Raw genomic sequence first — 23,969 nt, 5'->3', positions numbered from 1 at the left:
TTCAAAAGTATGGAGATTTGTTAGGCCTTTAATTTGGAATTATTTTCTATAATTTGTTGTAATACGGCTAAGGGAAACCAACCTAGCCACGAAAGCAACCGTTTTCTCTTGATAAGCAAGCAGATTTGTGTGAAAGCAACCAATTTAACAACAAAAGCAACTAAAGCCCAAAAAGAGGACCACCTCTAAGTGAGATCGCCCTCTTCAATCAACTTATTTCTTCCAAATACTGTCCAAAATGCAGTTTTGCTTCCTCTACTCGATCATTTGCTATTCCAAGTAGCACAGAAGTTGCTGGACCAGCCGATTTCTCTGTGTCCCATTCTTTCAATTGGCAAGACAAACCAAGTCGTTTGCATTCCCCTGTAATACCAGACGAACCAACTGGCCAAACGCGCTTAACGATCCCATTGTTTAGACCGTCCCAAATCTTTTTCATATTTGCGATTTTCTCAGACACTGTCATTACTTCTTTGCCAACGCATGGCTTCCCGTACACATACCACCTATAATTTTCGGCGTTCGTGATTTGTTTAGTGCCGATCATTGTTACAGCCATTGCCGATTGCAACGTTTCCATGTTGGATTCTGTGCTGCCAGTAAGCTCTGGACAGGGCTGATCAATTTCTCTAAATAATTTCTCCATACCCTCTATATACTTATCCCAGCTTTTATTGCCAGAAAAATTATGTAGTACGATTGAAACTGGATATGCACCAGCCGCCCACTGCTCCATGAGTGCAACTCTACCTGCAAAATAAGCAACGACTTCATCTGGAACTTGGACAATATCTGCCTCTTTCTCACCGATTGCAGCTGAGTTATCGGTTGTTAATACAAGACCATTTGGCAATAAAACCGCATTACGCATGCGTTTTCACTCTTTCCATTATCCGCTCCATGACTGGCCCAACCACCATCGCGATACCAGCGTTCAAAACGGTCGCAATTGTAATTCCTGGTAATGCAGTTGCAAAAAATGCGGGCGATATGATCCAATAAAAAGGTAGTGTTGCAAGTATGCTATTCGCAAAGATGAAAAACACCCATTTCAACACATTTCGTCCCGCTTGATGTAACTTCGTGAACACAAATAAAATCAAAAACATTTCAACAGCGATAATTATATGCAGTGGTCCAAAAGGAAACCCCGCATATAAAGAGGAAGATAAGTGACCGATTAAAGATGCGGCACCCGCGTAAACTGGTGGCAAAAATGCAGCAGATATAAGTGCCGGCACTGTATCAAGTGCCGCACTCCCTATCCCAACTGGAATTTTAACGAATGCCCCTATTGCAGAAAGAGCCGCGAACATTGCTGCAAGTGTAAGTAAACGTAGCTTCAATTTCCTTACTCCCCCTCTTTTTTCTCACTTCCTACATTCTTGAATACTTTTGCACTACGTACGTATTCTACATCCGACACTTTCATACGTGCATTAACTGCTCTTGCCGCTGCAAATAAATAATCAGATAAACGGTTCAAATAGCGTTGCACTACCGCTGGAACATCCTCTTCTGTTTTTATTAATGTAACCACTTGGCGCTCCGCACGTCTTGTAATAGTTCGTGCGATATGAAGTGTTGCAGCAGCTGGTGTCCCACCTGGTAGGATGAATCGTTCTAACACTGGCCCTTCTTCCACTAGCACATCAATTCGTTTTTCCATTGCTTCGATCGGTTCATCTGTCATTTTGTAGACGCGGCGATTGGATACATTTGCTAAATCTCCCCCACAATCGAATAGTTCATGTTGAATCGTTTCTAAGTCCTCTAATATATCTGCAAAAATAGCTGGGTCTAGTTCTGTTACAGCTTTTCCAATAAATGAATTTAACTCATCAATTGTACCGTATGCCTCCACACGTACGTTATCTTTGTCTGTTCTTCCTCCAATTAATCCAGTTTTCCCTTTATCGCCTGTTTTTGTATAAATTTTCATCTCCACACATCTCCCTTTATTGTTTGTGCAATCCCATACCAAATTCGTGTCACACTTTCCGCCTTTGTAAACAGTCGTTGATAAAATCGTCCGACGTCATCTCTTAGTTTGCGCATGCTTGCTTCCATCGGTACAATGCCGCGACCAATTTCTGTTGCGATGATAACAACTTCAACTTCTTCGTTCCATCGCTCCAAATGTTCGAGCCATTCTTCCAGCTTTTTTTCTAGCAAATGCTCTACCCCAAAAACAACGACTACTTCTGTATTTGACAATCGTACTGGAATATCCTCCTGGGCATTTAACCATTGCACGTTTTGTCCCTGAACCCTTTCTTCTACATACGCTCGTTTTCCATTAAATGCTCCACCGAAAATGACGTGCATCGCTTTCCCTCCAGTACGTCTTTTTTCTCCATCCATTGTAACTCGTAACGACAACCATGTGGCACTTGCCAATCCCAAAAACCTTTTTCGGCATTCGCAAACTTTGTCAATAAAACGCGAATAGGACCTCCATGCGTAATAATTACTGGCTGCTCTACTGTGTCCACGGTCTCATAAAATGCTTGCAGCACTCGCGCTTCCATTTGTTCCAGTGATTCTCCGTTTGGAGGTGTAACTTCCCTCGGTTTGTCGAGCCATTTTCTATAGAAGGCATCTTCTTTTAATTCATTATATGTTTTTTGTTCCCAATCACCAAAGGAGCATTCCCTAAAATTCGCAATTGCCGTATAAGGAACTCCACTATAAATCTTCTCTGCTGTTTGTTTGCAACGCATTAAATCGCTGCCGATTACTTGCTTGACAGGTAAGGATTGTTGTTTTATTTGCACCCCACCGATGATCGGTTCATCTGTCCAGCCGATATACTTTTTGTCTAGATTGCCTTGTGTTGGTAAATGCCTTACGAGAGTAATAGTAAAAGGGTTAGCCAGAATACCACCTCCGAAACTTCCACACTCGCTCCAAGTAAATCACCAGTAACCCCGCCAAAATTCCTTAAAATCCAACTTCGGAATAAACAAAGAAACACAACTAACACGACCGCAAATGTAACAGCAATGAACCAATCCGTCAGCCACCCTACTGCAGCCACACCAATAAAAAAGTGACAGGCAGCCACAATCAGGACAACATTCCCATTCATTTTTTGCTTGAAAAAATAAGCAAGCCCACTCGTTTTTGCACTGCTTGTCAAAGAAAATAAGGTTATGAGTATTACTCTTGAAAAATAAGGAATAAGCAAAATAAAAATCCAATGAAACGACGACGCAGCAAGCACTTCTGATACAATAATTATTTTCCCAATGACTAATAAAACAACAGCCATTACGCCAAATGCTCCAACTCGAGGATCATCTAATATTTCGAATCGCTTTGATTGATCCTTATACGAAAAAAAAGCATCCGACGTATCGATAAACCCGTCCATATGTAGCCCACCAGAGAGTAAAATGCCAAGTAATACAATGCTAAACCCAGACATGAGTGGACTCCATTCAAAGTAAAGTATTAGACAAGCGATTGCTCCAATAACAACACCAACAAAAGGAAAAATACTATACATTCCAGTAATTGAACGTCTTTCCATCGGTAAATTTTTATGTACAGGAATAATCGTGAAAAATTGAAGCGCTAATAATAAGCTTTTCACTGCTTCACCCCGTTTAAAATAGAGATGATTTTACCCCATTTGACATGCTTTTTAAAATGGTTCGCCCAATCTTCTATCTCTTCATCCGACGCGTTTTGCTCATTTTTCGCTTCGCCGTCTTCTTCCTCTAATTCGTTCGCAAAATAAGGAACAACTCCTATTACATCTATTCCAGTGTATGATTCGATAAAATCGATTCCCTCTTGAAATAAAGAGATGTCTCCCCGAAACTTATTAATAATAATTCCTTGGACTCGAGCTCTTTGCGCCTCTGGTAATAATGCAAGCGTGCCAACAATAGATGCAAACACTCCGCCATATTCGATATTTGCGACCAAAATAACCGGAACATCCGCTAGGTCTGCAACGCGCATATTTACTAATTCTCTGTCTCGTAAATTTACTTCTACAGGACTACCGGCACCTTCTAATATTAAATAATCGAACGATGAAGCAAGTTGCCTTAAGCTGTTACCGATAAGCTTTTGACCTTCCTCAAAAAACTGTTCTCGGTAATGCATTCCATTCATTTTGCTTAGCTTTTTTCCAAGGATAATAATGTCTGATTCCATATTTCCGACCGGTTTTAATAATATGGGGTTCATTTCTGCTTTGTAAGGGGTTTTAGCTGCTCTTGCTTGCAAAGATTGGGAGACACTTATTTCTAAACCATCTTCTGTATGTAAGCTTAAAGACGACATATTTTGGGATTTGAATGGCGCCACTTGCTTCCCTTCATTTGCAAGAAGTCGACAAATCGCTGTACAAACTAAACTTTTCCCTACGCTAGAAGCAGTACCTTGCACCATTAAGCCTTTCATCTATATCCCTCATTTCCACTGATGGCTCACACCGTATTCCATTTCGAAGGCATGATCTGCTTTTGCTACAAGCTTTTGGTGGAGCCGCCCAATCCACTGTTGATATAGACTGGTATATTCATATTTGGATAAGGCTTCATCCAGTACTTCATTTGAAACAATAACGAGCACTTTTGCTTTTTCTAACAACTGATCGATTGCCATAAATAATTGCTTTTCAACTTCTTCCATTTGACCTTCGTACAGCTCATTTGCAAGCCAAGTCGTGACACAATCCCAAAGGATGGCGTCCCCTGCATTTATTTGCGGGACAACCTGTTCAAAGTGACGTGGCTGCTCGATCGTCACCCAATCGACGGTATAATTTTCACGGTCGATCTGATGCCTGTTAATACGCTCCCTCATTTCATCGTCCACTGCAATGCCGGAAGCGACATACACATTTCGTTTTGCTTGCTCATTCATAACATATGTTTCTGCAAAGCTACTTTTCCCACTTCGCACACCACCTGTTATAAAGACAAGTTTGCCTCGAACCATCCGGTCATCTCCTTTTGCAAATACTCCATTTGAGCCTTTTCTTTCATGCCAACACGAAACCATTTTCCGTCCAAACCTTTAAAGTTTTCTGTATGACGAAGGACGCATCCTTTTGCTAATAAATGCTCGAAGAATGCTTTTGATTGTTTGGCATCTGACAGTTGGAAACAAATAAAGTTCGTGGAAGATGGTAGTACGACACAGTTCCACTTTTCTAGGAAATCGGTAAATCCCTCACGTATTTCCCTTGCATAAGCAATTGCTTGCATACGGTAAGATTCTTCCTTCAAACAATCAGCACCAATCGTCACAGCAAGTGCATTGCTATTCCAGTGAGGCATTCGGGAACGAATATCCTTTATGAAGACTTTGCTTCCAACTGCATAGCCAAGTCGCAAACCTGGAATCGCATACATTTTCGTCATCGAGCGTACGACGATTACGTTTGGAAAATCTTCTAAATATGGGATAAAAGATTCTTTTTCATCGATAAAATCTAGAAATGCTTCGTCTAAAATCACTTCACATTTATATCTTTTCGCATATTCCGCTATTTGCTTAATTGTTTCTAAAGGAATTAAATAGCCAGTCGGATTATTTGGTCTACAAATATAAATTACTTCTGCAAACTCTACGGCATCGAATATTTCGTCTAAAGGCACTGCTTGGACAGCAGTAATCTCACTTATTCTTACATTGTAAGGAGCTAATGTCGCTTCGTATTCAGAAAAAGTAGGATGAATGAGTACTGCGCGTTTGTTCTCGTATCGTTTGGCAAGGACAGCAAAGAGTTCTGCCGCTCCGTTTCCAACAATGATGTTATTTACTGATACATGATGATAATTTGCAGCTGCTGATCGAAAAGGTTCACCATTAGGATCTGGGTATTTGGTGATTAACTCGGCATAGGTCGACCATCTTTCATTTACAAATGCTGGTGGACCTAGCGGGTTTACATTTTCACTAAAATCAATTACCGTTTCCGGCATGTTTATCCCTAGTCGCTCATATACGTGATGGGCATTCGCCCCATGATTAGGTAATGCCATATAGAATCCCTCCAATAACCATCATCCAAAGCCAAAATAGAAAGACAGCTGTATGCAAATGCGAGATGGTACTTAAAATATGCTTTGCTGCTAATGGAACCTCTCCGATTCCCATACGTGCTCGGTCCGAAACAATTCCTTTATATGTATTAATGCCTCCAAGTTGAATACCAAGTTGATAAGCCGTCGCCGCTTCTAAATAGCCGCTGTTTGGGCTTGGATGTTTCTTCGCATCCTGCCACCAGCCCTTCAGACGTTTGTTAAATGGTAAGGCACTTTCTTTTTTCCCCCATAGCATAATGAGGTAGCCCGTCAATCGGCTTGGTATATAGTTTGCAATATCGTCCAGCTTGGCAGAGGCATAACCAAAATCTTCGTATTGCTCGTTTTTATAACCAACCATCGAATCCAGCGTATTAATGGCTTTATATACCCAAAGACCAGGCGCACCGGCAAAAACAAATGCATAAAAAAGCGGTGCAGTAATGCCATCACTAATATTTTCCGATACGGTTTCGACGACACCTCTTGTGATCTCTTGCTCGTTTAAGTTTTCTGTATCACGACCAACGATCCAAGATAATTTCTGTCTAGCAGCAGGTAAATCATTTGCCACTAACGGTTTATACACATCCATTGCTGCTTCTTTTAAACTTTTTTGTGCAAGCCCAGAGGCAATTAAAAGACTTTCCACTATAATCCCAACCCACATATGGATAGAATACGCACTTACTAAAAGCGCAATTGTGACGGAGAAAGTTATCCCTACAACTATTATAACAAGTAGAAATCCTTTCGCTTTGCGAGCTCTTCCTTTATTCAACCAATTAGATAGCTTAGAAATAAGCGTTCCAATAAATCGAACGGGATGCGGCCAATTTGGCGGGTCACCGATAATACGGTCCAAGATAAGCCCTATCGCTATTGCAATTATATGTGGACCCATTGTTATTCCCAGCCCTTTGCTTTTTTATAAATTTGAATCGCTTCGACTGTACATTCGTAAACACCAAGACCGATTTTTTTCCCGATTTCTGTGATTGGACCTGCATATGGAATATACTTCCCTTGTTGTGTTGCTGCAATTAATACACTATCTGTTGATGTGCCTGTAGCGATTGTGCCGGTGCGTGGGTCTTTCACTTGTTCAAATGCAAGAGCTTTTGTTTTCGCTTCCGTTGCAGTAATGACTGCTTGAATAAAGGCTTCTTCCGCTAGTTCCCCATTTACAATAATCCAAGTATTAATCGTGCCGATTGCCGGGAATGCCTCTACTTCATGCGCTTTGGACACATCTACGGCATTTCCAACTCCGGCTGTCACCATAATGACGACTGAACCAAAATCAGCTTCATATTCTTTAATGATTGCGTCTTTCGTATAAACAGCTGTCATCATTCCTACTGTTTCCGTTTCAGAATATCCACGGTTTGCAAGATATTGTTGCATTTCTATTTGCGCATTGTCGATATTATAATGGGCATCTACTCTTCGATTCACGAACGTTCGATACCAGCCACTCCCAGCATTTATAACTGCAGAGGACCATGTTTTTAATTGATTTTCTGCTTGGAAAACAACTAATTCGTCTGTTACTTGGAAGTTTTCTATTGTGATAAGCTGCTCATCAAGCTTCTCTTTTACATCTGGAAGTATGGTAATTTGCGGTTTTGGACGCTCTGGATGCGGATTTGTACTTATCCGCGCTTTATAAACCGTTTCGATTTGTTCTTTCATTACGACTTCATGCGGTTCTCCGATTATTTTCACTTCGCCTTGATCCATTAATAGAAGTCGGTCACAGTAAAGCGATGCGAGATTTATATCGTGAAATATACTTACTATTGTTATGCCGTTTTCATTTGCTTGCGTTTTAATCGTATCAAGTAATTGTTTTTGATGGGCAATATCTAAATGGTTGGTTGGTTCATCAAGTAGTAGTATTGGTGCAGCCTGTGCGAGTGCTTGCGCTACAAACACACGCTGCTGCTCCCCTCCAGACAATAGGTCTAGCACTTGATGCTCGTATCTTTCTATGCCCATTTGTTTCATCGCCTCTACAACAGCCGCTTCATCTTCATCCGACCACGAGGAAAACAAGCCACTTTGGTGAGGATAACGCCCGAGTGCAACTGTATCTCTTACGGTATGAGAAAAGGCATGACTATGTAATTGTGGGAGAACTGCCATTTTTTTTGCCAACTCTTTCGATGAGTACGCTGCTAACGATTTCCCATCAATAAGCACATCTCCGGACTCCTTATGTAGGATGCCACTAATCACTTTTAACAAGGTGGATTTGCCACTCCCGTTTGGTCCTAAAATTCCTAGCATTTGACCTTTTTCAACTTGAAAGGAGACATTTTTGACGATCAATTGGCGATCATATCCACCCGAAACGTTTTCCACTTTTAACATATTAAATGCCTCCTTTTTTTCGTTGTCTAAAGAAAATAAATGCAAAAACAGGAGCCCCGATAAATGCCGTAATGACACCGATTGGCAATTCCGTTGGTGCAATAATCGTACGAGATACTAAATCACAGATGATTAATAAGGCCGCTCCGTTTATAAAGCTAAGTGGCAACACATGGCGATTGTCCGATCCAAATAAAAGTCTCGTCATATGGGGAACGACAAGTCCTACAAATCCAATTGTCCCAGATACTGCAACGGCTGTGCCGGTAAGCATAGAGCCACCAATTAAAATCATCATCTTACGTTTCTTTACATTGACTCCTAAATGCTGAGCTCGTTCTTCTCCAAACAGCATCGCATTTAACTCTCTTCTATTTAACCACAATAACAGTGTACCAATAAGTATAAAAGGGATAGCCATTTGGACAAAACTCCACCCGCGCATCGATACACTACCGAGAAGCCAGCTAATAATTTGGCGTAGCTCTTCCCCAGTGAGTGCAATCATTAGTGAAATCACGGAGCCTAAAAAGGAACTAAATATAATACCAGTTAATATGATTGTTTCCATCTTCATCGCACGATCCACTAGTTTTGCAAAAGTAATGACTAGAAGCATCGTCACCAATGCGCCAATCATACTGAAAACTGGCAAGGTGAATATTCCTAAAAATGGTACCGAAATACCGAAAAAGAGCGTAGTCACGGCGCCTACCGAGGCACCGGACGACACTCCTAACGTATAAGGATCGGCAAGCGGATTTTTTAACAACCCTTGAAACGCAGCACCTGCGATGGCTAGCGATGCACCAACTAACCCCGCAAGTACAACACGCGGCATGCGAATTTTCCAAACGATATTCGACGCGATTGCATCTGCTCCCGTATCCCATAAAGTGCTGATCGGTACCTTAACGGATCCGACCGATACACCAAGCCAAATTGCAACAAGTAGCGCCGCAATCGACAAGATGTAGCCGATCAAGGCTTTACTCACTAAATACCTCTGGGTAAATTGCCTTCGCGATTTCTTCTAATCCTTCTGCAAGACGTGGACCTGTACGACTTGTTAAGTTTTCATCTACTTGTACTACAGCATCATTTTGAACCGCAGTAACCGTATCGAAACCATCACGTGCTTTGACGCTATCTACAATTCCATCTACATAGCTATACATAATAACGATTACGTCCGGGTTACGATTAACTATTTCTTCTGGCGACATTATAAACCAGCCTTCTTGATCTGCTGCGATATTTTCTGCATTCACCATGTCTAAAATTTCTTGGATAAATGTTCCTTTACCAGCTGTATAAATATCAGGAACATCCGAATTTTCTACAAATACTGTTTTCTTTGTTTCTACTTTTGCTACTTTTTCTTTTACTTCTTCTACTTTTGCTTTCATATCTTCTACAATTGTTTGTGCTTCTTCTAATTTACCTGTTGCACGACCAATTTGTTCGATAGTTGTATATGTTTCATTGAAATCTGCTGCATTTTTCACAACAAATACTTTCACACCAGCGTCGCGGATTTGTTGTAATCCAGCTTCACCCACGCCTAAACCTGACTCATGCGCAAAGACGATATCTGGATTCATCGATACGATTTTCTCTACGTTGAATTCCTGTCCGCCAATTTTCTCTTTTTCTAGCGCTTCTTCTGGATAGTTATCATAGTCATTTACACCAACGATTTCATCATTTAACCCAAGAGCAAATAAAATTTCTGTATTACTTGGGATCATAGAAACGATTGTTTTTGGAGCTTCTTCTAAAGTTATTTCATTGCCAACTGCGTCTGTCATTGTAATCGGGAATGCTGCTTCTTCTACCGCTGCTGGTTGTTCTTGTTGTTGTGCATTGTCGTTAGTTTCAACAGGTGTTTCTTCTTTTTGGCCACATCCTACCAAAAGCAATACTGCTAAAGCGGATGTCATCCATAATTTCCATAATTTCTTCATCTGTTACTCCCCCATTTTCTTGTGCAAATAAAAATCTCTCGTCCAATGAACGAGAGATAGAATAGGTATAAATCTGCTAGGTTTACTAAATGCCAAGCCGACTCACACATCACCTATCCTCGTAGGCACTAAAGTGTTTTCACATAAAGGCAGGTTTTCTGACTCATGATAGTGTTCTATCATTTACAGTGGCGGGACCGTGCTGGATTTGAACCAGCTTCCCTTTTAACTTACTAGGTTAGTAGCAAGCACCTTTATTTTCAAAATATTTAGCATGCATCGACTTAATTATACATGAAATGGCATGGTTGTCGACAGAGATTTTATAGCCACGAATTAAAGGAAAATATCGTTTTCCAACTAAACGATACTTCCAGCAAAAAAACCTCCAACCTAGGTCCAAACAAATAGAGATGTAGCACCCTAAATGCTACCAACTTAATAGACTTTTAACTCCATTCCAAGCATTACTTATACCCGTTTTAACTGTACTTCCCAAAGATTGAATTGCATCCTTCGCAACTTCACGAACCTTTTGAACGCCCTTTACGACGGTTTCCCCAACTTTTGACCCTGCCATGTATCCCACTGTTCCACCGATAAAGCCCCCAACAGCAGTACCTATCGGACCAAATACAGTTCCAATAGCCGCTCCAATTGCGGCACCTTCAGCACTACCTGCAATTCCAGCAACTGTTGAAACAGTAACCTGTTCCATTTTATCTATTCCTTCTTTAATAGTAAGTTCACCAGTAGCCATTTTACCAATAACTTTTACATTTTCAACTGCTACATGAGCAATATTTGCAATAGTTCCTGCAGGTGTACCTTTTGGAATAGCGGAAATAAGACCTTTTTCTGCACCTACTTTTATAGCTCCTGCTGCCGCTGCCTTAATCCCAAAGTCAGCACCGGATACCAAAGCAGTTTCTATAATTTCTTCACCATCAATCTTTTCTCCGTTCCAAGCTTTTTGAGCAACATTAAACCCTACTCCCATTGTTGCACCCATCAATGCAGCCTGTCCAGCTTGCTTTCCGATTCCCATTGCTAAATCTTTAGCCTGATATTCGCTCCAATTCAGATCATTCCATTTCCCACTTTGGGCTTCTTTTTGTAGATTTTTCGCTGATTCTTTTGACAATGGTTTGCTTTTTGTCCCATCTGGTGCCTCTATCACATTTGTTGAATTTTTAATATCTGTCTCTTGACCATCTGGAACTAGTTTTCTCTGGCCTCTATAATCACCCTTTTTAAAAGCATCTAAAGTACTTTCAGCATCTTTACAATATTTTGATTGATATCTTTTTACAACTTTACCGTTACTGTCAACAATTACAACATCTACAGAATTTTTAGTATAGCCCTTCCCTTCTGGTTGTAAAACTTTTGCCCTGTACTCACTACCAGTAGCCTCTGCGTTCAGATTAAATGTTTGGGTATGATATTGTTCAGCTATAAATCCATCTAGCCTCGGATTCAAATTTACTATCCCATTTTGGGTAACGATTGTCTCATATAAAGCATCATTTGCAGAAACTAATGCATTATCCAAGTTTTGAAGATATTTTGATGTTTCCTGAACACTTAGATGTGCAGAAGCCCTTTTCGTCTCAGATGCAAACCACGACTCCTTACTGCGACCATTATTAATTGCTTGTTCCAATGAAAACTTTTTTTCTTCGATCCCTGTTATTGTACTAATGATTTCAGAGCTAATTTTTTGGATTTCTCCTCTTGATTTCTCGGGAAGATTAATGTGCAATTCCATCGGCAGCCATTCCTCTACAGACATACTATCTTTATGAGTAATATAGCTTTCCATGAATTTCTTTTGAATAAGTTTCAAATTTTCAGCAACATTTTCTCTTAAAATAGGTTCAAACGTATCATCTATTAATAGAAATTCATCGCCTTTTACTTTCAACATGCCTTGTCCCCCTTAGTTACCTTCCTCATTTAGAACATTAATTTCTATTACGACTCCCCAAAAAACCTGTAGCCTTCTTTGCAGCTTCATGTATATTTATTTTACTAATAGCTTTTATCTCTTCTTTGCTGGCAGGTTTAATATCTATCTTGCTGATAGTCTCTTTAATCTGTGAAATTTTATCCTTTAGTGTGCTAGAAATAGATTTTGTGTCCTTAATTGACTTTTGCATATCTGCCGTAGTTACAGTCTGTCGCCCATCAATAAAGGCATTTTCAATAGTGTCTTTCACCACAGCCTCCAAATCTGCCCCATTAAAACCTTCCGTTTCTTTAATCAATGCAATAGAATCGATATCTTTTGTCCATTTACCACGCTTTTTCAAATGAATCTCAAGAATCTTACGTCTCTCCTCTCCATTAGGTAAATCGACAAAAAATAATTCATCAAACCGCCCTTTTCTTAAAAATTCTGGTGGCATCTTTGAAATATCATTGGCTGTTGCTACAATAAACACTGTGTTCTCTTTTTCTTGCATCCATGTAAGAAACTGCCCAAACAGACGAGTTGTAACATCACTTCCACCACCATCGCCACCGACACCTGAAAAGGCCTTTTCAATTTCATCAATCCACAACACACATGGGCTGATAGCTTCTGATAGTTTGAGAGCTTTTCGCATGTTTTCTTCGGATTCACCAACGTATTTACCTAACAATCTACCTACATCAAGGCGAACCAGTGGAATTTCAAATAATCCAGCTGTTGCTTTAGCAGTAAGACTTTTTCCACATCCAGGCATACCGATAATCATAATACCCTTAGGAATATCTACGCCAAATTTAATTGCTTTATCCAAGTTATTGAAAACCTTTGCCTTTTTCTCTAACCATTCTTTTAGGTTCTCAAGACCACCAATGTCCTCAATTGTTTCCTTAAAATTAACAATCTCTAGCATGCCTGACTTTTTAATAAACTGCTCTTTTTCCTTTAAGATTAACTGCTTGTCCTCTGCATCAATATAACCTCCGTCTTGATACGCAAGATTTAAAATTTGTTTAATTTGAAATTCATTTAACCCTTTAAAAGAAAGAGTAATATCATTTACTGTTTCCTGATCCACTTCCATTTCAAGATCTTTTACAAAGTCATGAATTATATCCATTATTTCAATATTGGTAGGCAGCGGAATATCAAAAACCGTTATATAATTCTCTAATTCACACGGAATGACAATTTTCGAGGATATAATGAAAATAGTAGCGTGATATTCATCACGATAGAGGTTATCCTCGGCAATTCTTTTTAACAATGCAATTACTTTAGGATTACTTAATTGGTCATGAATATCTTTCAAAACAATAATTGTATCACTTTCAAACCCATCATCCATAGAAAGTTTTAAAAACTGCTCTAACTCACATTCCATTACCGGACTCTTTGTATAAAAATTTATTGCACCTAACGCATTGTTAAATTCAACAACCTTTGCCCCTTGCGCTACATTAGTCAATGCTTCATCAATAACTTTAAAATCAAAATGATTAATATAGATAATGGGGTGCAAAGCATCAATATATGATGCTAAAGATTCAGTTTCGTTACGCATAAATTACACCTCCATATAAAATAATTTGTGATTTTCATTATTACTCTTATAATCAATACCATCTAGTATAATAAAGGTATTTTTAATTTCTGCACTTCCTAAATCTCCACCTGATATCCCTGTACTTCTTATATAATTCCCACTCTCCATTTTTAAAATCATGTACTGTTTCTCTCCTGTTTCAACGTCTTTCCAATAACCGTCTGTTATTCCAGCAAATGATTGTAGATTTTCTCCTAATACTTCTTTTAATTTACTGTGATTAGAAGTTAATTCACTAATCATTGAATAAATCTGTTTCTTATAACTATTTTTGTATATATCTTCAATAATTGTACCGTCTTCTTCTTTGGAAGGAATAGGCAAATACTTTTTCCTCATATTACTATTCATTAGCATTACAAATACAGCTAATGGAGCAGAATGGTGTAATTTAAAAAATAAATTATGATAATCCAATTCATATAATTCAAAGTATCTTCTATCTATTTCTTTAATTACAGCTTTGATCTTTGCTATATCATTTTTATTTTCAATAATTGTTTCAACCAATTGTATATATCCCACATGATAATCATCTATAATGGTGGATATCTCAAAATTTATTTTTTTATATTCTTCTGCGAGGAATTCCATTTCCTGCTTATATTCCAACATATATGTATTTTCTTCAATAGCAATAGGATTAGTCTCTATCTCAAATATAACTATTAATTCTTTTATTAGTTCCAACGTATCTAATTCTTGCAGTATTTCTACTTTTTCTAGTTCTTCCTTATATCCACGGACGTTAAGCCATCGTTGAAGAAGCTTATTATTGTAATAGGTAATAATATCCTCAATCGAAAAGTTATTCTTTAAATCTTCTAATGTTCTTACTGGTTTACCATCACAAATCAAGTTAAATTTTATTGTTTTAGCCATTTCCTAGTCCTCCATTTTTTTCTTAAAGCATTCAAGTTATTTGAATATTTTATATACAAAACAAATTATTATTTATATTCATTTTCATCTATCATGTTTACCTGAAAATCATGTTCGTTTTTTTCATAATTAACTGCAATCCTTTTGATACTTTCCTCGATTTCCAAACGTAGATTCTCAGGCGCAAAAACTTCTACATTCTCTCCCTGACTCAACAACCACATTTTAATCCCATGACCATAAACTTCAGCCTCAAACACAATTCCATCCTCGCTTTCTGAAACAATCCGCGCAGTTGGAAGTCGATCTAGTACAGCTTGTGGTGACGGACCAGTGAAACGGAATTTAACCGTCAGCAGTTCCCCTGCATGCATGAATTGAATTCGTTTGCGAAATTCTCCTTCTTGGAATCGATCGCTATATGGAAGCTTGAAATGCTCCTCTTTCAATTTAGCCCATGTTATGCGATCTACTCGGTAAATAGTCGGAAAATCGAGTTCTCGTGTTGTTTGATAGGCAATTAAATAGAAATAATACTCTGAAAAAATCAAGCCTACTGGTTTCAGCGTTCTTTCTTTAATTTCTTCGGCGTATTCTCGTTTGTAGCGAATAGTGATTAAGCGTTTAGTATGAACAGCAGTTGCCAAATCCCACAACGTAGAAAATAGCGATTGCTTATGCTGCAAGTCTACATATAAATGTTTTTCATTCGACATCAATTTTTTAATGAAGTCTTGGTTCCCTTGTTGTGCGAGATCAGTGAGCTTGTTAATAAGCCGATCCATATCATTTTTTGGAAATGCACGAGATTCAATCAATACTTTTACGATTGCTAGAATTTCTTCGTTTTGTAAATGTGGATTGTTACTTGTTTCTAACTTGTATACCTTTTTTTTGCGATCATATTCAAGATATTCGTTCGGTTTGGTAGTTTCAATAAAATCACGAATACTGTCAAAATCTCGTTGGATCGTTTTTTCGCTAACATGAAATAAGTCAGCTTCTGTCTTTTTCGTGAGCATATGCCCTTTTGATAAACGATCATACATGGATAAAACTCGATTCGTCTGATTCTGCTGTGAATCCATCTATATCCCCTTCACTCTTACCCGTTTTTTTCAAGATCAATGGTATATCTTTATCATAACCATTCACTTGGACATATCATGTACATCAACTATTTTTTCTGGAATAGAATATTATATTTCTAATACAGGTACTTTGTTCTCTTACAAAATTCTCGATTTGGATATTCCATCCAATATTATATCACGACATTTCATTCGTTCTAGAATTTTTAAGTTAATAGTACTATATATTTACCACCATACAAGGATAAATGACACTTGTTTTATTAGTTCTTTTTTATCACAAAATTAAACACATATCACAAATTTTAGTAAGCTGTTACTTTTCCAACTAAACGCTATCCCCATCAAAAAAAACACTCCGACCGAGGTCGAAGTGTTTCATTTTACATTTTTTCTGGAGCGGCAACGCCGATTAAGCGAAGTGCGTTCGCGATTGTTTGGCGAGCTGATGTTACTAGTGCTAGACGAGCACCAGTTAGAGCGACATTGTCTGCATCAAGTACTTTATCCGCATTGTAGAAGCTGTGGAATGTTGCTGCAAGCTCTTGGATATAAGTTGCGACGCGGTGAGGTGCACGAAGTTTTGCTGCATCTGCTACAACTTGTGGGAAGTCGCCGATTTTTTTCAATAAGTCCAATTCTTTTTCGCTTTGCAATAATTCTAGTGAGTCTGTTGATGCTTTTAGCTCTTGTGTTTCAGCTGCGCGTAGAATCGAGCAAATACGTGCATGTGCATATTGTGCATAATACACTGGGTTTTCATTTGACTGAGAAACTGCTAAGTCTAAATCGAAGTCCATATGTGAGTCGCCTGAACGCATACCGAAGAAATAACGAACTGCGTCTAGTCCTACTTCTTCTACTAGTTCACGCATGGTAACTGCTTTACCAGTACGTTTACTCATTTTCATTTTCTCGCCGTCTTTATACAGTTGAACCATTTGAATAACAGAAACTTCTAGTTTTTCACGCTCGTATCCAAGCGCTTCAATCGCCGCTTTCATACGTGGGATATAGCCGTGGTGGTCTGCTCCCCAAATGTTGATCAGTTGGTCGAAACCACGTACTAGTTTGTCTTCATGGTAAGCGATGTCTGGTAATAAATAGGTGAAAGAGCCATCACTTTTGATCAATACACGATCTTTGTCATCGCCAAAAGTTGTTGAACGGAACCATGTAGCGCCTTCTTCTTCGAAAATATGACCATTTGCTTTTAATTTATCTAATGCTACTTCAATTTTTCCATCTGTGTATAAAGAAGTCTCAGAGAACCAATTATCGAATCCTACACGGAAGTCCGCTAAGTCTTTTTGTAACTTCGCAAGTTCTACTTTTAAACCGTGTGCACGGAACGCTTTATAGCGCTCTTCGTCAGACATTTGAACAAATTTATCGCCATGCTCTTTTACTAGATCCGCTGCAATATCAATAATATCTTGTCCACGGTATCCGTCTTCTGGCATTTCTTTTTCTAACCCTAATGCTTCAAAATAGCGTACTTCAATAGACACCGCTAAGTTATGGATTTGATTTCCAGCGTCATTAATATAATATTCACGAGAAACATCATATCCAGCAAAATCAAGCACATTACATAATGAATCTCCCACAGATGCACCACGCGCATGTCCTAAATGTAAGTCACCAGTTGGATTTGCTGAAACGAACTCGACTTGAATTTTTTCTCCAGCACCTGATTTAGTACGCCCATAATTGTCTTGTTCCGCAAGCACAGCTTTTACAACTTCTTGTAAATAATCTTTACGCACCGTAATATTCATAAATCCTGGACCAGCGATATCGATTTTTTCCATCATTGTACCGGACATATCTAGGTTTTCTACGATAGCGTCCGCAATTTGACGTGGATTTTTTTTCGCTAGTTTCGTTAATTGCATGGCAATATTTGTTGCGTAATCTCCATTTGCTTTGTCTTTCGGTGTTTCCAAATGGATAGCTGGAATCTGTTCTTCCGCTACTAATTCTGCTTTTATAATTGCCTGTTGCAACGCGGTTTTAATCGATTGTTGTACTTGTTCTACTGCGTTCATTTAATTCGCCTCCGTATATATTAGTTCTAATGTATATGTACCAACTACTTCCTCATTTATCAAGAGTTCATATTCCACTCGGAACTTACCATCTTCAAATTGTAGTTGTTCTGTATTTGTAGTGATCATCATTGGGCCATATCCTGAATCATAGCTTCCTGTTTGAAGCTCTCCTTTTACAAATGGCAGTCTCATTTTTACGCCGCCATTTCGAAGAATTAAAGCAGAATCACTACTTAACTTTACGGTAGTTTTGACCGCTTTTTCATTTTGCAGTTCTTCGTAAATTAAATAAGGCTGCTCCCCTTTTATCGTCAGCTCACCTGTTGTTTGTATATCCAAAGTTTCAGCCACACTATCAGGATGCTTTATCGTAGATAGCAAGCGGACATTTACTGTTTTTTTTATTGGTTGAGACATTGCGTTCATCCTTAACACATTTTTAATGTAACCTTTTTATTATAAAGCTAAAAGCATGATAATGACAACTAAACATAAAAAAACGTGATGCCCAATAAAGGACAACACGTTTCTGAATTATTTAACCCAACCTAAAATCATTTCACGTAGTAACTTCGATGCAGTATTAGCAGTTTGTTCCGATGAATCATAAATCGGAGCAACCTCTACAAGATCGAAACCAACTACATTCACGCCCGAATTTGCAATCGCATGGATAGAAGCAAGTAGCTCGCGGCTAGTGATCCCGCCACAATCTACTGTTCCTGTACCCGGTGCATGTGCAGGGTCTAATACGTCTATGTCAATTGTTACATAGACTGGACGGCCTTCAAGCGTTGGTAGTACTTCTTTTAATGGTTCTAGTACTTCAAATTTCGAAATATGCATGCCATTTTCTTTTGCCCAATCGAACTCTTCTTTCATGCCAGAACGAATTCCAAATGAATAAACGTTTTTTGGACCGATATATTCAGCAATTTTACGAATAGGTGTCGAGTGAGAAAGTGGCTCCCCTTCATATTCCACACGTAAATCCGTATGCGCATCCATATGAATGATTGCTAGATCTTTATAGTTGTCCGCCACTGTTTTCATAACCGGCCATGACACTAAATGCTCCCCGCCCATGCCGACTGGAATTTTCCCGTCTTGCATAAGTTGTCGAATGAAACCTGCGATTAAATCTAAGCTTTTTGATGCATTTCCGAAAGGAAGCGGAATGTCTCCTGCATCAAAATAATTTACCTCATCAAGCTCGCGGTCTAAATATGGACTATACTCCTCTAGACCTATCGAAACTTCACGAATGCGTTGCGGACCGAAGCGGGAACCTGGACGATAGCTTACTGTCCAGTCCATTGGCATGCCGTAAATAACGGCTTGTGCTTCTTCGTAATTTTGCTTGCTTTTAATAAATACATTTCCTGAATAAGCTTCATCAAATCGCATTGGCTTACTCTCCTGCTAAGTCCTTCACAAATTTAGGCAATACGAATGCTGCTTTGTGAAGCTCTTTTGTGTAATATTTTGTGTCGATTTCGTGGAATTGCTCGTCCGGTACTTGAAGTGGATCGTATTTTTTTGATCCAATCGTAAAGCACCAAAGTCCACTTGGGTACGTAGGAATATTCGCTAAGTACATATTTGTAATAGGGAAAATTTCTTTTACGTCTTTTTGTACTTGTCGGATAAGATCCGCTTTGAACCATGGGTTGTCCGACTGTGCAACAAATAACCCGTCTTCTTTTAGAGCTTTTGAAATTCCAGCATAGAATCCTTTTGTGAATAGGTTTACTGCAGGACCTACTGGCTCAGTAGAATCTACCATGATTACATCGTATTCGTTTTCAGACTCCGCAATATGCATAAAGCCGTCGCCTACTTGTACATCTACACGTGGATTTTCTAATTCACATGCAATTTCCGGTAAATATTGTTTCGAATACTCGATAACTTTTCCATCTATATCAACAAGCGTTGCTTTTTTTACTTTTGGATGCTTCATAATTTCGCGAATTACGCCGCCATCTCCTCCACCAACAACTAATACGTTCTCAGGGTTTGGATGTGTAAACAAAGGTACATGTGCAACCATCTCGTGGTATACGAACTCATCTTTTTGAGACGTCATAACCATGCCATCTAAAAAGAGCATATTACCCCATTCTTCTGTTTCTGCCATTTCTAAAAGTTGAAAATCTGTTTGTTCCGTATGAAGTGTACGTTTTACCTTCATCGTAATTCCAAAATTCTCGGTTTGTTTTTCTGTAAACCAAAATCCGCTCATCTATCTATCTGCTACTAAAAACATAGTAAAATGTATAATTTTACTACGCTAGACAATTTCCTGCTTCAATGAACCCGAATTCACCAATTACTCGTTACTATCGTTTTTTTAGTTCTTCACAGGCTTAAATTCGGATGTAGCCCACCCTATATATACATAGATTAACTAAGTTAATATTGTATAATTCGTTGCATATTTAATATTTATACAAGCATTAAAATCTCTATCCATTTCCAGTTGGCAAGAATCGCACTTAAATAATCGTTCTGAAAGTCTCAGTTGGGTTTTCTTTGTTCCACAAGAAGAACACAATTTAGAAGATGGATACCATCTATCTACCAAACGTAATTCAATATTATGTTGAATACATTTTTTAAGAAGCCATTCTCTGAAATTATAGAAAAGCTGATGCGAAATCGCTTTTGAAAGATGTCTATTTTTCATCATGCCTTTGATGTATAAATTTTCAATAGCAATATAGGTTGGTTTGGTTTTCACCAACTGTTGAACTACAAATCGGATATACTCCTTACGAATATTCGCTAATCTAACGCGCAGTTTTTGTACAACTAGTAGTTGCTTCTGCCTATTTTTATAGCAGATTTCACCTCTCTTTCGATTTTTATTTTGTTCATAACTTCTACTTAACTTTTTTTGTTGTCTTTTTAAACTCTTTTCTAGCTTCCTTACATTTTGTCCTTTGTTAATATTTAGGAATGTTTTATTATGACTACATGTTGCAAATTCTTTTATTCCTAAATCAATTCCAATTCCATCGTGATTGTTTATAGTATGTTCATTTTTTTGCTCGATTTCTCCAAGGACTGAAATAAAATATCTTCCAGCCTTTTTTGATACCGTACAACTGGAAACATCTAATTCTGTAGGAATATAACCATATTCTTTTAATCTTACCCACCCAATTGTTGGGATTTTAATCCGATGACGTTCAATAGTTAAATCTGTTTTGTTATTTTTCGGAAAGTAAGCTTTAACATCACGGTTTTTCTTTGATCTAAATTGTGGAAACTTAGCTAAGCCTTTAAAAAAATTTTTAAATGCCCTGTCCCCATTCATTATGGATTGTTTTACAGCTTTACTTGAAACGTCTTTAATCCATAAGTCCCTATGAATTGTATGAACATTATTCAACCATTTTGAAAAATTATAACCTGAAAGATGCTTACCAGTTTTTTCGTAATGCTCCTGAGCAGTGGAGAGATAAAGATTATACACATAACGACAAACCCCAATTGTTTGGTTCACTTTTTGAGTTTGTTTATAGTCTAGGAGAATTTCTGTTTTATAAGCCTTTTTCAACTTCATCATCCTCATAATACTTTATTTCTTTCACTTCTATATTAAATATACCTCATAATTTATAATTTAACGCTAATTATCTCCCTTATCAATATTATTTGTATATATTTTATCTCAAAAAAAATAATACAAAGAAAGTATAGTGCTTTTTTACAAAAGTGCAATACTTTTTTCTTTTTCCGTTTAATTTGAATCTATTGTTCTCATACTAATAAAAACATCCAACAAGAGACGGAGGAGATTTAATGGGGCGTGTACAATATCGGAAAAAAGCCACTCGATCTAAACGCATGAAAAGAGTTTTTTTATTAAGTATCGTGGCTAGTTTTGCTTTAATTGGCGCACTTGTTACCCTCCGAGTTTATGCTCAAATCGTTGGTGCACCTATTATTCAAGTCCCTATTTCCTCTGTCTTTCTAGATGACCAAGGAAATGTAATTGGGGATCGATTCGAAGATCAAAGGCGCTACTGGGTTTCACTAGAAGACATGTCACCATTTATTCCCCAGGCGATTATTGCAGTAGAGGATCAGGAATTTTATGAGCATCACGGGTTTGATTATTCGCGAATTGCTTCTGCACTTTTGAAGGATATTAAAGCAATGCGAAAAGTAGAAGGGGCAAGTACGATTACCCAACAATATGCGAGAAATCTATTTTTAACGTTCGAAAAGTCTTGGACTCGGAAGATTAATGAAGCATTGTATGCTTATCGGTTGGAAATTTTTTATGAAAAAGATGAGTTACTCGAGGGATTTTTGAATACGGTTTATTTTGGCCATGGCATGTATGGTGTGGAAGCGGCGAGCAGGTATTATTTCGGAAAAAGTGCAAAAGATTTAACGCTTGCGGAATCGGCTCTATTGATGGGTATTCCAAAAGGGCCAACTTATTATTCCCCGTTAGTCGATGAAGAAAAAGCGGTAAACCGGCAACAACTTATTTTAAAATTAATGGAAAACCAACAATTTATCACTGCCGATCAACGAGAACGGGCTGTGGATGAGCATTATGTTTTGAAAACAGAAGATTCGCTTGTGAAGAAAAAAGTAGCTCCTTACTTTTTAGAAGAAGTTTGGAAAGAAGCAACTAATATTCTTCAGAAAAAGGGACGCAGAATCGAAGAAGGTGGATGGACCATCGAGACCACTTTGAACAGAAGTCATCAACAAGCAGCAGAAGAGGTCATTGACAAGTGGATGCCAGAAGATGAGTTACAAATTGGGTTCGTCAGCATTGAACCAAAAACTGGATATGTAACAGCAATGGTCGGCGGTCGTAATTTTAGTGAAAGTCCATTTAATCGCGTAACGCAAGCAAAAAGACAACCAGGTTCTACTATCAAGCCTTTACTATTTGCTTCAGCGTTAGAAAATGGATTCACTCCCCTCACCTATATGAAAAGTGAACGAACTATTTTTACCTATGACAATGGACGGCAAGAATATGAGCCCAAAAATGTCAATGATAAGTTTGCCGAGCATCCTATTTCACTGGCACAAGCACTTGCTATCTCCGATAATATATATGCTGTAAAAACGCTTGAACAAATTGGCTATAAGCCTTTTGAACAGCTGATCGAGCGTTTTAATATTAAAATGGACATCGATGAAACACCCGCAACTGCGCTGGGAACATCAGAAGCTTCTTTATTGGACATGACTAAAGCATATAACGCGATTTCTGCAAAAGGAATCCTCAGAGAACCAACTTATATTACGAAAATTACGGATAATAAAGGCAAGGTGCTTTATGATTTAGAGAAGGATAAAAGAAAAGAGAAGAAAGTGTTACTTGAACAAGATGCATTTTTGCTATCTCATTTATTAACCGGTATGTTCGATCCTACTTTTAATGATTACTCTCCTGCAACAGGTCTTAGTATACGTGCAAAACAAACGAGACCATATGCAGCTAAATCAGGGACGACGATTTCCGATCAATATTTAATCGGCTTCTCCCCTCAATTGACTGCAGGTGTTTGGAACGGGTATGACCAAGGAAAGCATGTGAGTGAAGCAGAAGCAAGACAAGTAACGAAGCAAGTGTGGATTGAATTTATGGAAAAAGCACATCAAGGTTTACCATCCGAACCATTTATCGCTCCTCCTGGCGTGCGCGGAGTTATTGTAGATATTGACACAGGTGGTATTGCTACTTCCGCTTGTGAAAAACAAAGACTTGTTTATTTAAAAGAGGAAGATGTACCAACTAAATTATGTACAGATCCCACTTTGAAACAGCAAACTTTTGAAGCATCTGATAGTGAAGATACAACACCATGGTCCATTTTCCCGTTTTCGTTCTTTGGTGAATGAGTGAAAAAAGATAGTTTAGGACAATTAAAACAAAATTAAAAAGCTTTCTATTACCTAAAAAAGGTAACAGAAAGCTTTTTCTTAG

General features: G+C 38.3%; 23 protein-coding genes and 1 riboswitch. Of the genes, 1 reads left to right on the top strand and 22 read right to left on the bottom strand.

Annotation, left to right across the window (positions count from 1 at the left end; genetic code table 11):
* Positions 1-208: 208 nt before the first annotated feature.
* The 22 genes from ACIQ38_RS01745 to ACIQ38_RS01640 form a co-directional block, all read right to left on the bottom strand.
* Positions 209-871, bottom strand: a complete 663-nt coding sequence (locus ACIQ38_RS01745; RefSeq protein ID WP_402817213.1) for a hypothetical protein — start codon at positions 869-871, stop codon at positions 209-211.
* The gene (locus ACIQ38_RS01740; RefSeq protein ID WP_402817211.1) at positions 864-1,346 is read right to left on the bottom strand and encodes an ECF transporter S component; all 483 of its coding nucleotides are present in this window, start codon (positions 1,344-1,346) and stop codon (positions 864-866) included. Before ACIQ38_RS01740 ends, ACIQ38_RS01745 begins: the two co-directional genes overlap by 8 nt.
* Before the next feature lie 5 nt (positions 1,347-1,351).
* Positions 1,352-1,942: a cob(I)yrinic acid a,c-diamide adenosyltransferase gene (locus ACIQ38_RS01735; protein ID WP_402817209.1), complete on the bottom strand. Its 591-nt coding sequence runs from the start codon at positions 1,940-1,942 to the stop codon at positions 1,352-1,354.
* The gene (locus ACIQ38_RS01730; protein ID WP_402817207.1) at positions 1,939-2,328 is read right to left on the bottom strand and encodes a bifunctional adenosylcobinamide kinase/adenosylcobinamide-phosphate guanylyltransferase; all 390 of its coding nucleotides are present in this window, start codon (positions 2,326-2,328) and stop codon (positions 1,939-1,941) included. The genes ACIQ38_RS01735 and ACIQ38_RS01730 overlap by 4 nt, the downstream gene beginning before the upstream one ends.
* Complete coding sequence (locus tag ACIQ38_RS01725) at positions 2,280-2,810, bottom strand: histidine phosphatase family protein (protein ID WP_402819543.1); 531 nt, start codon at positions 2,808-2,810, stop codon at positions 2,280-2,282. The genes ACIQ38_RS01730 and ACIQ38_RS01725 overlap by 49 nt, the downstream gene beginning before the upstream one ends.
* 38 nt (positions 2,811-2,848) lie before the next feature.
* Positions 2,849-3,598: an adenosylcobinamide-GDP ribazoletransferase gene (gene cobS / locus ACIQ38_RS01720; protein ID WP_402817205.1), complete on the bottom strand. Its 750-nt coding sequence runs from the start codon at positions 3,596-3,598 to the stop codon at positions 2,849-2,851.
* Complete coding sequence (locus tag ACIQ38_RS01715) at positions 3,595-4,419, bottom strand: cobyric acid synthase (RefSeq protein WP_402817203.1); 825 nt, start codon at positions 4,417-4,419, stop codon at positions 3,595-3,597. The genes cobS and ACIQ38_RS01715 overlap by 4 nt, the downstream gene beginning before the upstream one ends.
* Before the next feature lie 9 nt (positions 4,420-4,428).
* Positions 4,429-4,959, bottom strand: coding sequence for a bifunctional adenosylcobinamide kinase/adenosylcobinamide-phosphate guanylyltransferase (locus ACIQ38_RS01710; protein WP_402817201.1), 531 nt, complete (start codon positions 4,957-4,959; stop codon positions 4,429-4,431).
* Positions 4,932-6,008: a pyridoxal phosphate-dependent aminotransferase gene (locus ACIQ38_RS01705; RefSeq protein WP_402817200.1), complete on the bottom strand. Its 1,077-nt coding sequence runs from the start codon at positions 6,006-6,008 to the stop codon at positions 4,932-4,934. The genes ACIQ38_RS01710 and ACIQ38_RS01705 overlap by 28 nt, the downstream gene beginning before the upstream one ends.
* On the bottom strand, positions 5,995-6,954 hold the full coding sequence (gene cbiB / locus ACIQ38_RS01700; protein ID WP_402817198.1) for an adenosylcobinamide-phosphate synthase CbiB: 960 nt from the start codon (positions 6,952-6,954) through the stop codon (positions 5,995-5,997). The genes ACIQ38_RS01705 and cbiB overlap by 14 nt, the downstream gene beginning before the upstream one ends.
* A 2-nt stretch (positions 6,955-6,956) precedes the next feature.
* A complete protein-coding gene (locus ACIQ38_RS01695) occupies positions 6,957-8,426 on the bottom strand; it encodes an adenosylcobinamide amidohydrolase (RefSeq protein ID WP_402817196.1) in 1,470 nt (489 codons plus the stop codon).
* A 1-nt stretch (position 8,427) separates the two neighbouring features.
* The gene (locus tag ACIQ38_RS01690; RefSeq protein ID WP_402819540.1) at positions 8,428-9,411 is read right to left on the bottom strand and encodes a FecCD family ABC transporter permease; all 984 of its coding nucleotides are present in this window, start codon (positions 9,409-9,411) and stop codon (positions 8,428-8,430) included.
* Between the two features lie 4 nt (positions 9,412-9,415).
* Positions 9,416-10,393, bottom strand: a complete 978-nt coding sequence (locus tag ACIQ38_RS01685) for an ABC transporter substrate-binding protein (protein ID WP_402817194.1) — start codon at positions 10,391-10,393, stop codon at positions 9,416-9,418.
* Between the two features lie 131 nt (positions 10,394-10,524).
* Positions 10,525-10,664: riboswitch (cobalamin riboswitch) on the bottom strand.
* A gap of 159 nt (positions 10,665-10,823) precedes the next feature.
* A complete protein-coding gene (locus tag ACIQ38_RS01680) occupies positions 10,824-12,323 on the bottom strand; it encodes a hypothetical protein (protein ID WP_402817192.1) in 1,500 nt (499 codons plus the stop codon).
* A 37-nt stretch (positions 12,324-12,360) separates the two neighbouring features.
* The gene (locus ACIQ38_RS01675) at positions 12,361-13,932 is read right to left on the bottom strand and encodes an AAA family ATPase (protein ID WP_402817190.1); all 1,572 of its coding nucleotides are present in this window, start codon (positions 13,930-13,932) and stop codon (positions 12,361-12,363) included.
* A gap of 3 nt (positions 13,933-13,935) precedes the next feature.
* The gene (locus ACIQ38_RS01670; protein WP_402817188.1) at positions 13,936-14,856 is read right to left on the bottom strand and encodes a hypothetical protein; all 921 of its coding nucleotides are present in this window, start codon (positions 14,854-14,856) and stop codon (positions 13,936-13,938) included.
* Between the two features lie 68 nt (positions 14,857-14,924).
* Entirely contained in the window at positions 14,925-15,944 is a 1,020-nt protein-coding gene (locus ACIQ38_RS01665; protein WP_402817186.1) for a helix-turn-helix transcriptional regulator, read from the bottom strand.
* A gap of 386 nt (positions 15,945-16,330) precedes the next feature.
* Positions 16,331-17,998, bottom strand: a complete 1,668-nt coding sequence (gene argS, locus ACIQ38_RS01660; RefSeq protein WP_402817184.1) for an arginine--tRNA ligase — start codon at positions 17,996-17,998, stop codon at positions 16,331-16,333.
* Positions 17,999-18,418: a YwiB family protein gene (locus ACIQ38_RS01655; protein ID WP_402817182.1), complete on the bottom strand. Its 420-nt coding sequence runs from the start codon at positions 18,416-18,418 to the stop codon at positions 17,999-18,001.
* 117 nt (positions 18,419-18,535) lie between these two features.
* Complete coding sequence (gene speB, locus ACIQ38_RS01650; RefSeq protein ID WP_402817180.1) at positions 18,536-19,408, bottom strand: agmatinase; 873 nt, start codon at positions 19,406-19,408, stop codon at positions 18,536-18,538.
* Between the two features lie 4 nt (positions 19,409-19,412).
* Positions 19,413-20,246, bottom strand: coding sequence for a spermidine synthase (gene speE, locus ACIQ38_RS01645; RefSeq protein ID WP_402817178.1), 834 nt, complete (start codon positions 20,244-20,246; stop codon positions 19,413-19,415).
* Positions 20,247-20,411: 165 nt separating this feature from the next.
* Positions 20,412-21,566, bottom strand: coding sequence for an RNA-guided endonuclease InsQ/TnpB family protein (locus ACIQ38_RS01640; RefSeq protein WP_402817176.1), 1,155 nt, complete (start codon positions 21,564-21,566; stop codon positions 20,412-20,414).
* Between the two features lie 245 nt (positions 21,567-21,811).
* Between ACIQ38_RS01640 and ACIQ38_RS01635 the strand changes: the two genes are divergently transcribed.
* Positions 21,812-23,884 carry a transglycosylase domain-containing protein gene (locus ACIQ38_RS01635; RefSeq protein ID WP_402817174.1) on the top strand — a complete coding sequence of 691 codons (2,073 nt, stop codon included), beginning with the start codon at positions 21,812-21,814 and terminating at the stop codon, positions 23,882-23,884.
* Positions 23,885-23,969: the final 85 nt, after the last annotated feature.

This window comes from Psychrobacillus sp. NPDC096389, assembly GCF_044762855.1.
In the GTDB taxonomy this organism is placed as follows: Bacteria; Bacillota; Bacilli; order Bacillales_A; family Planococcaceae; genus Psychrobacillus.
This window is presented reverse-complemented; position numbering and strand designations above follow the sequence as displayed.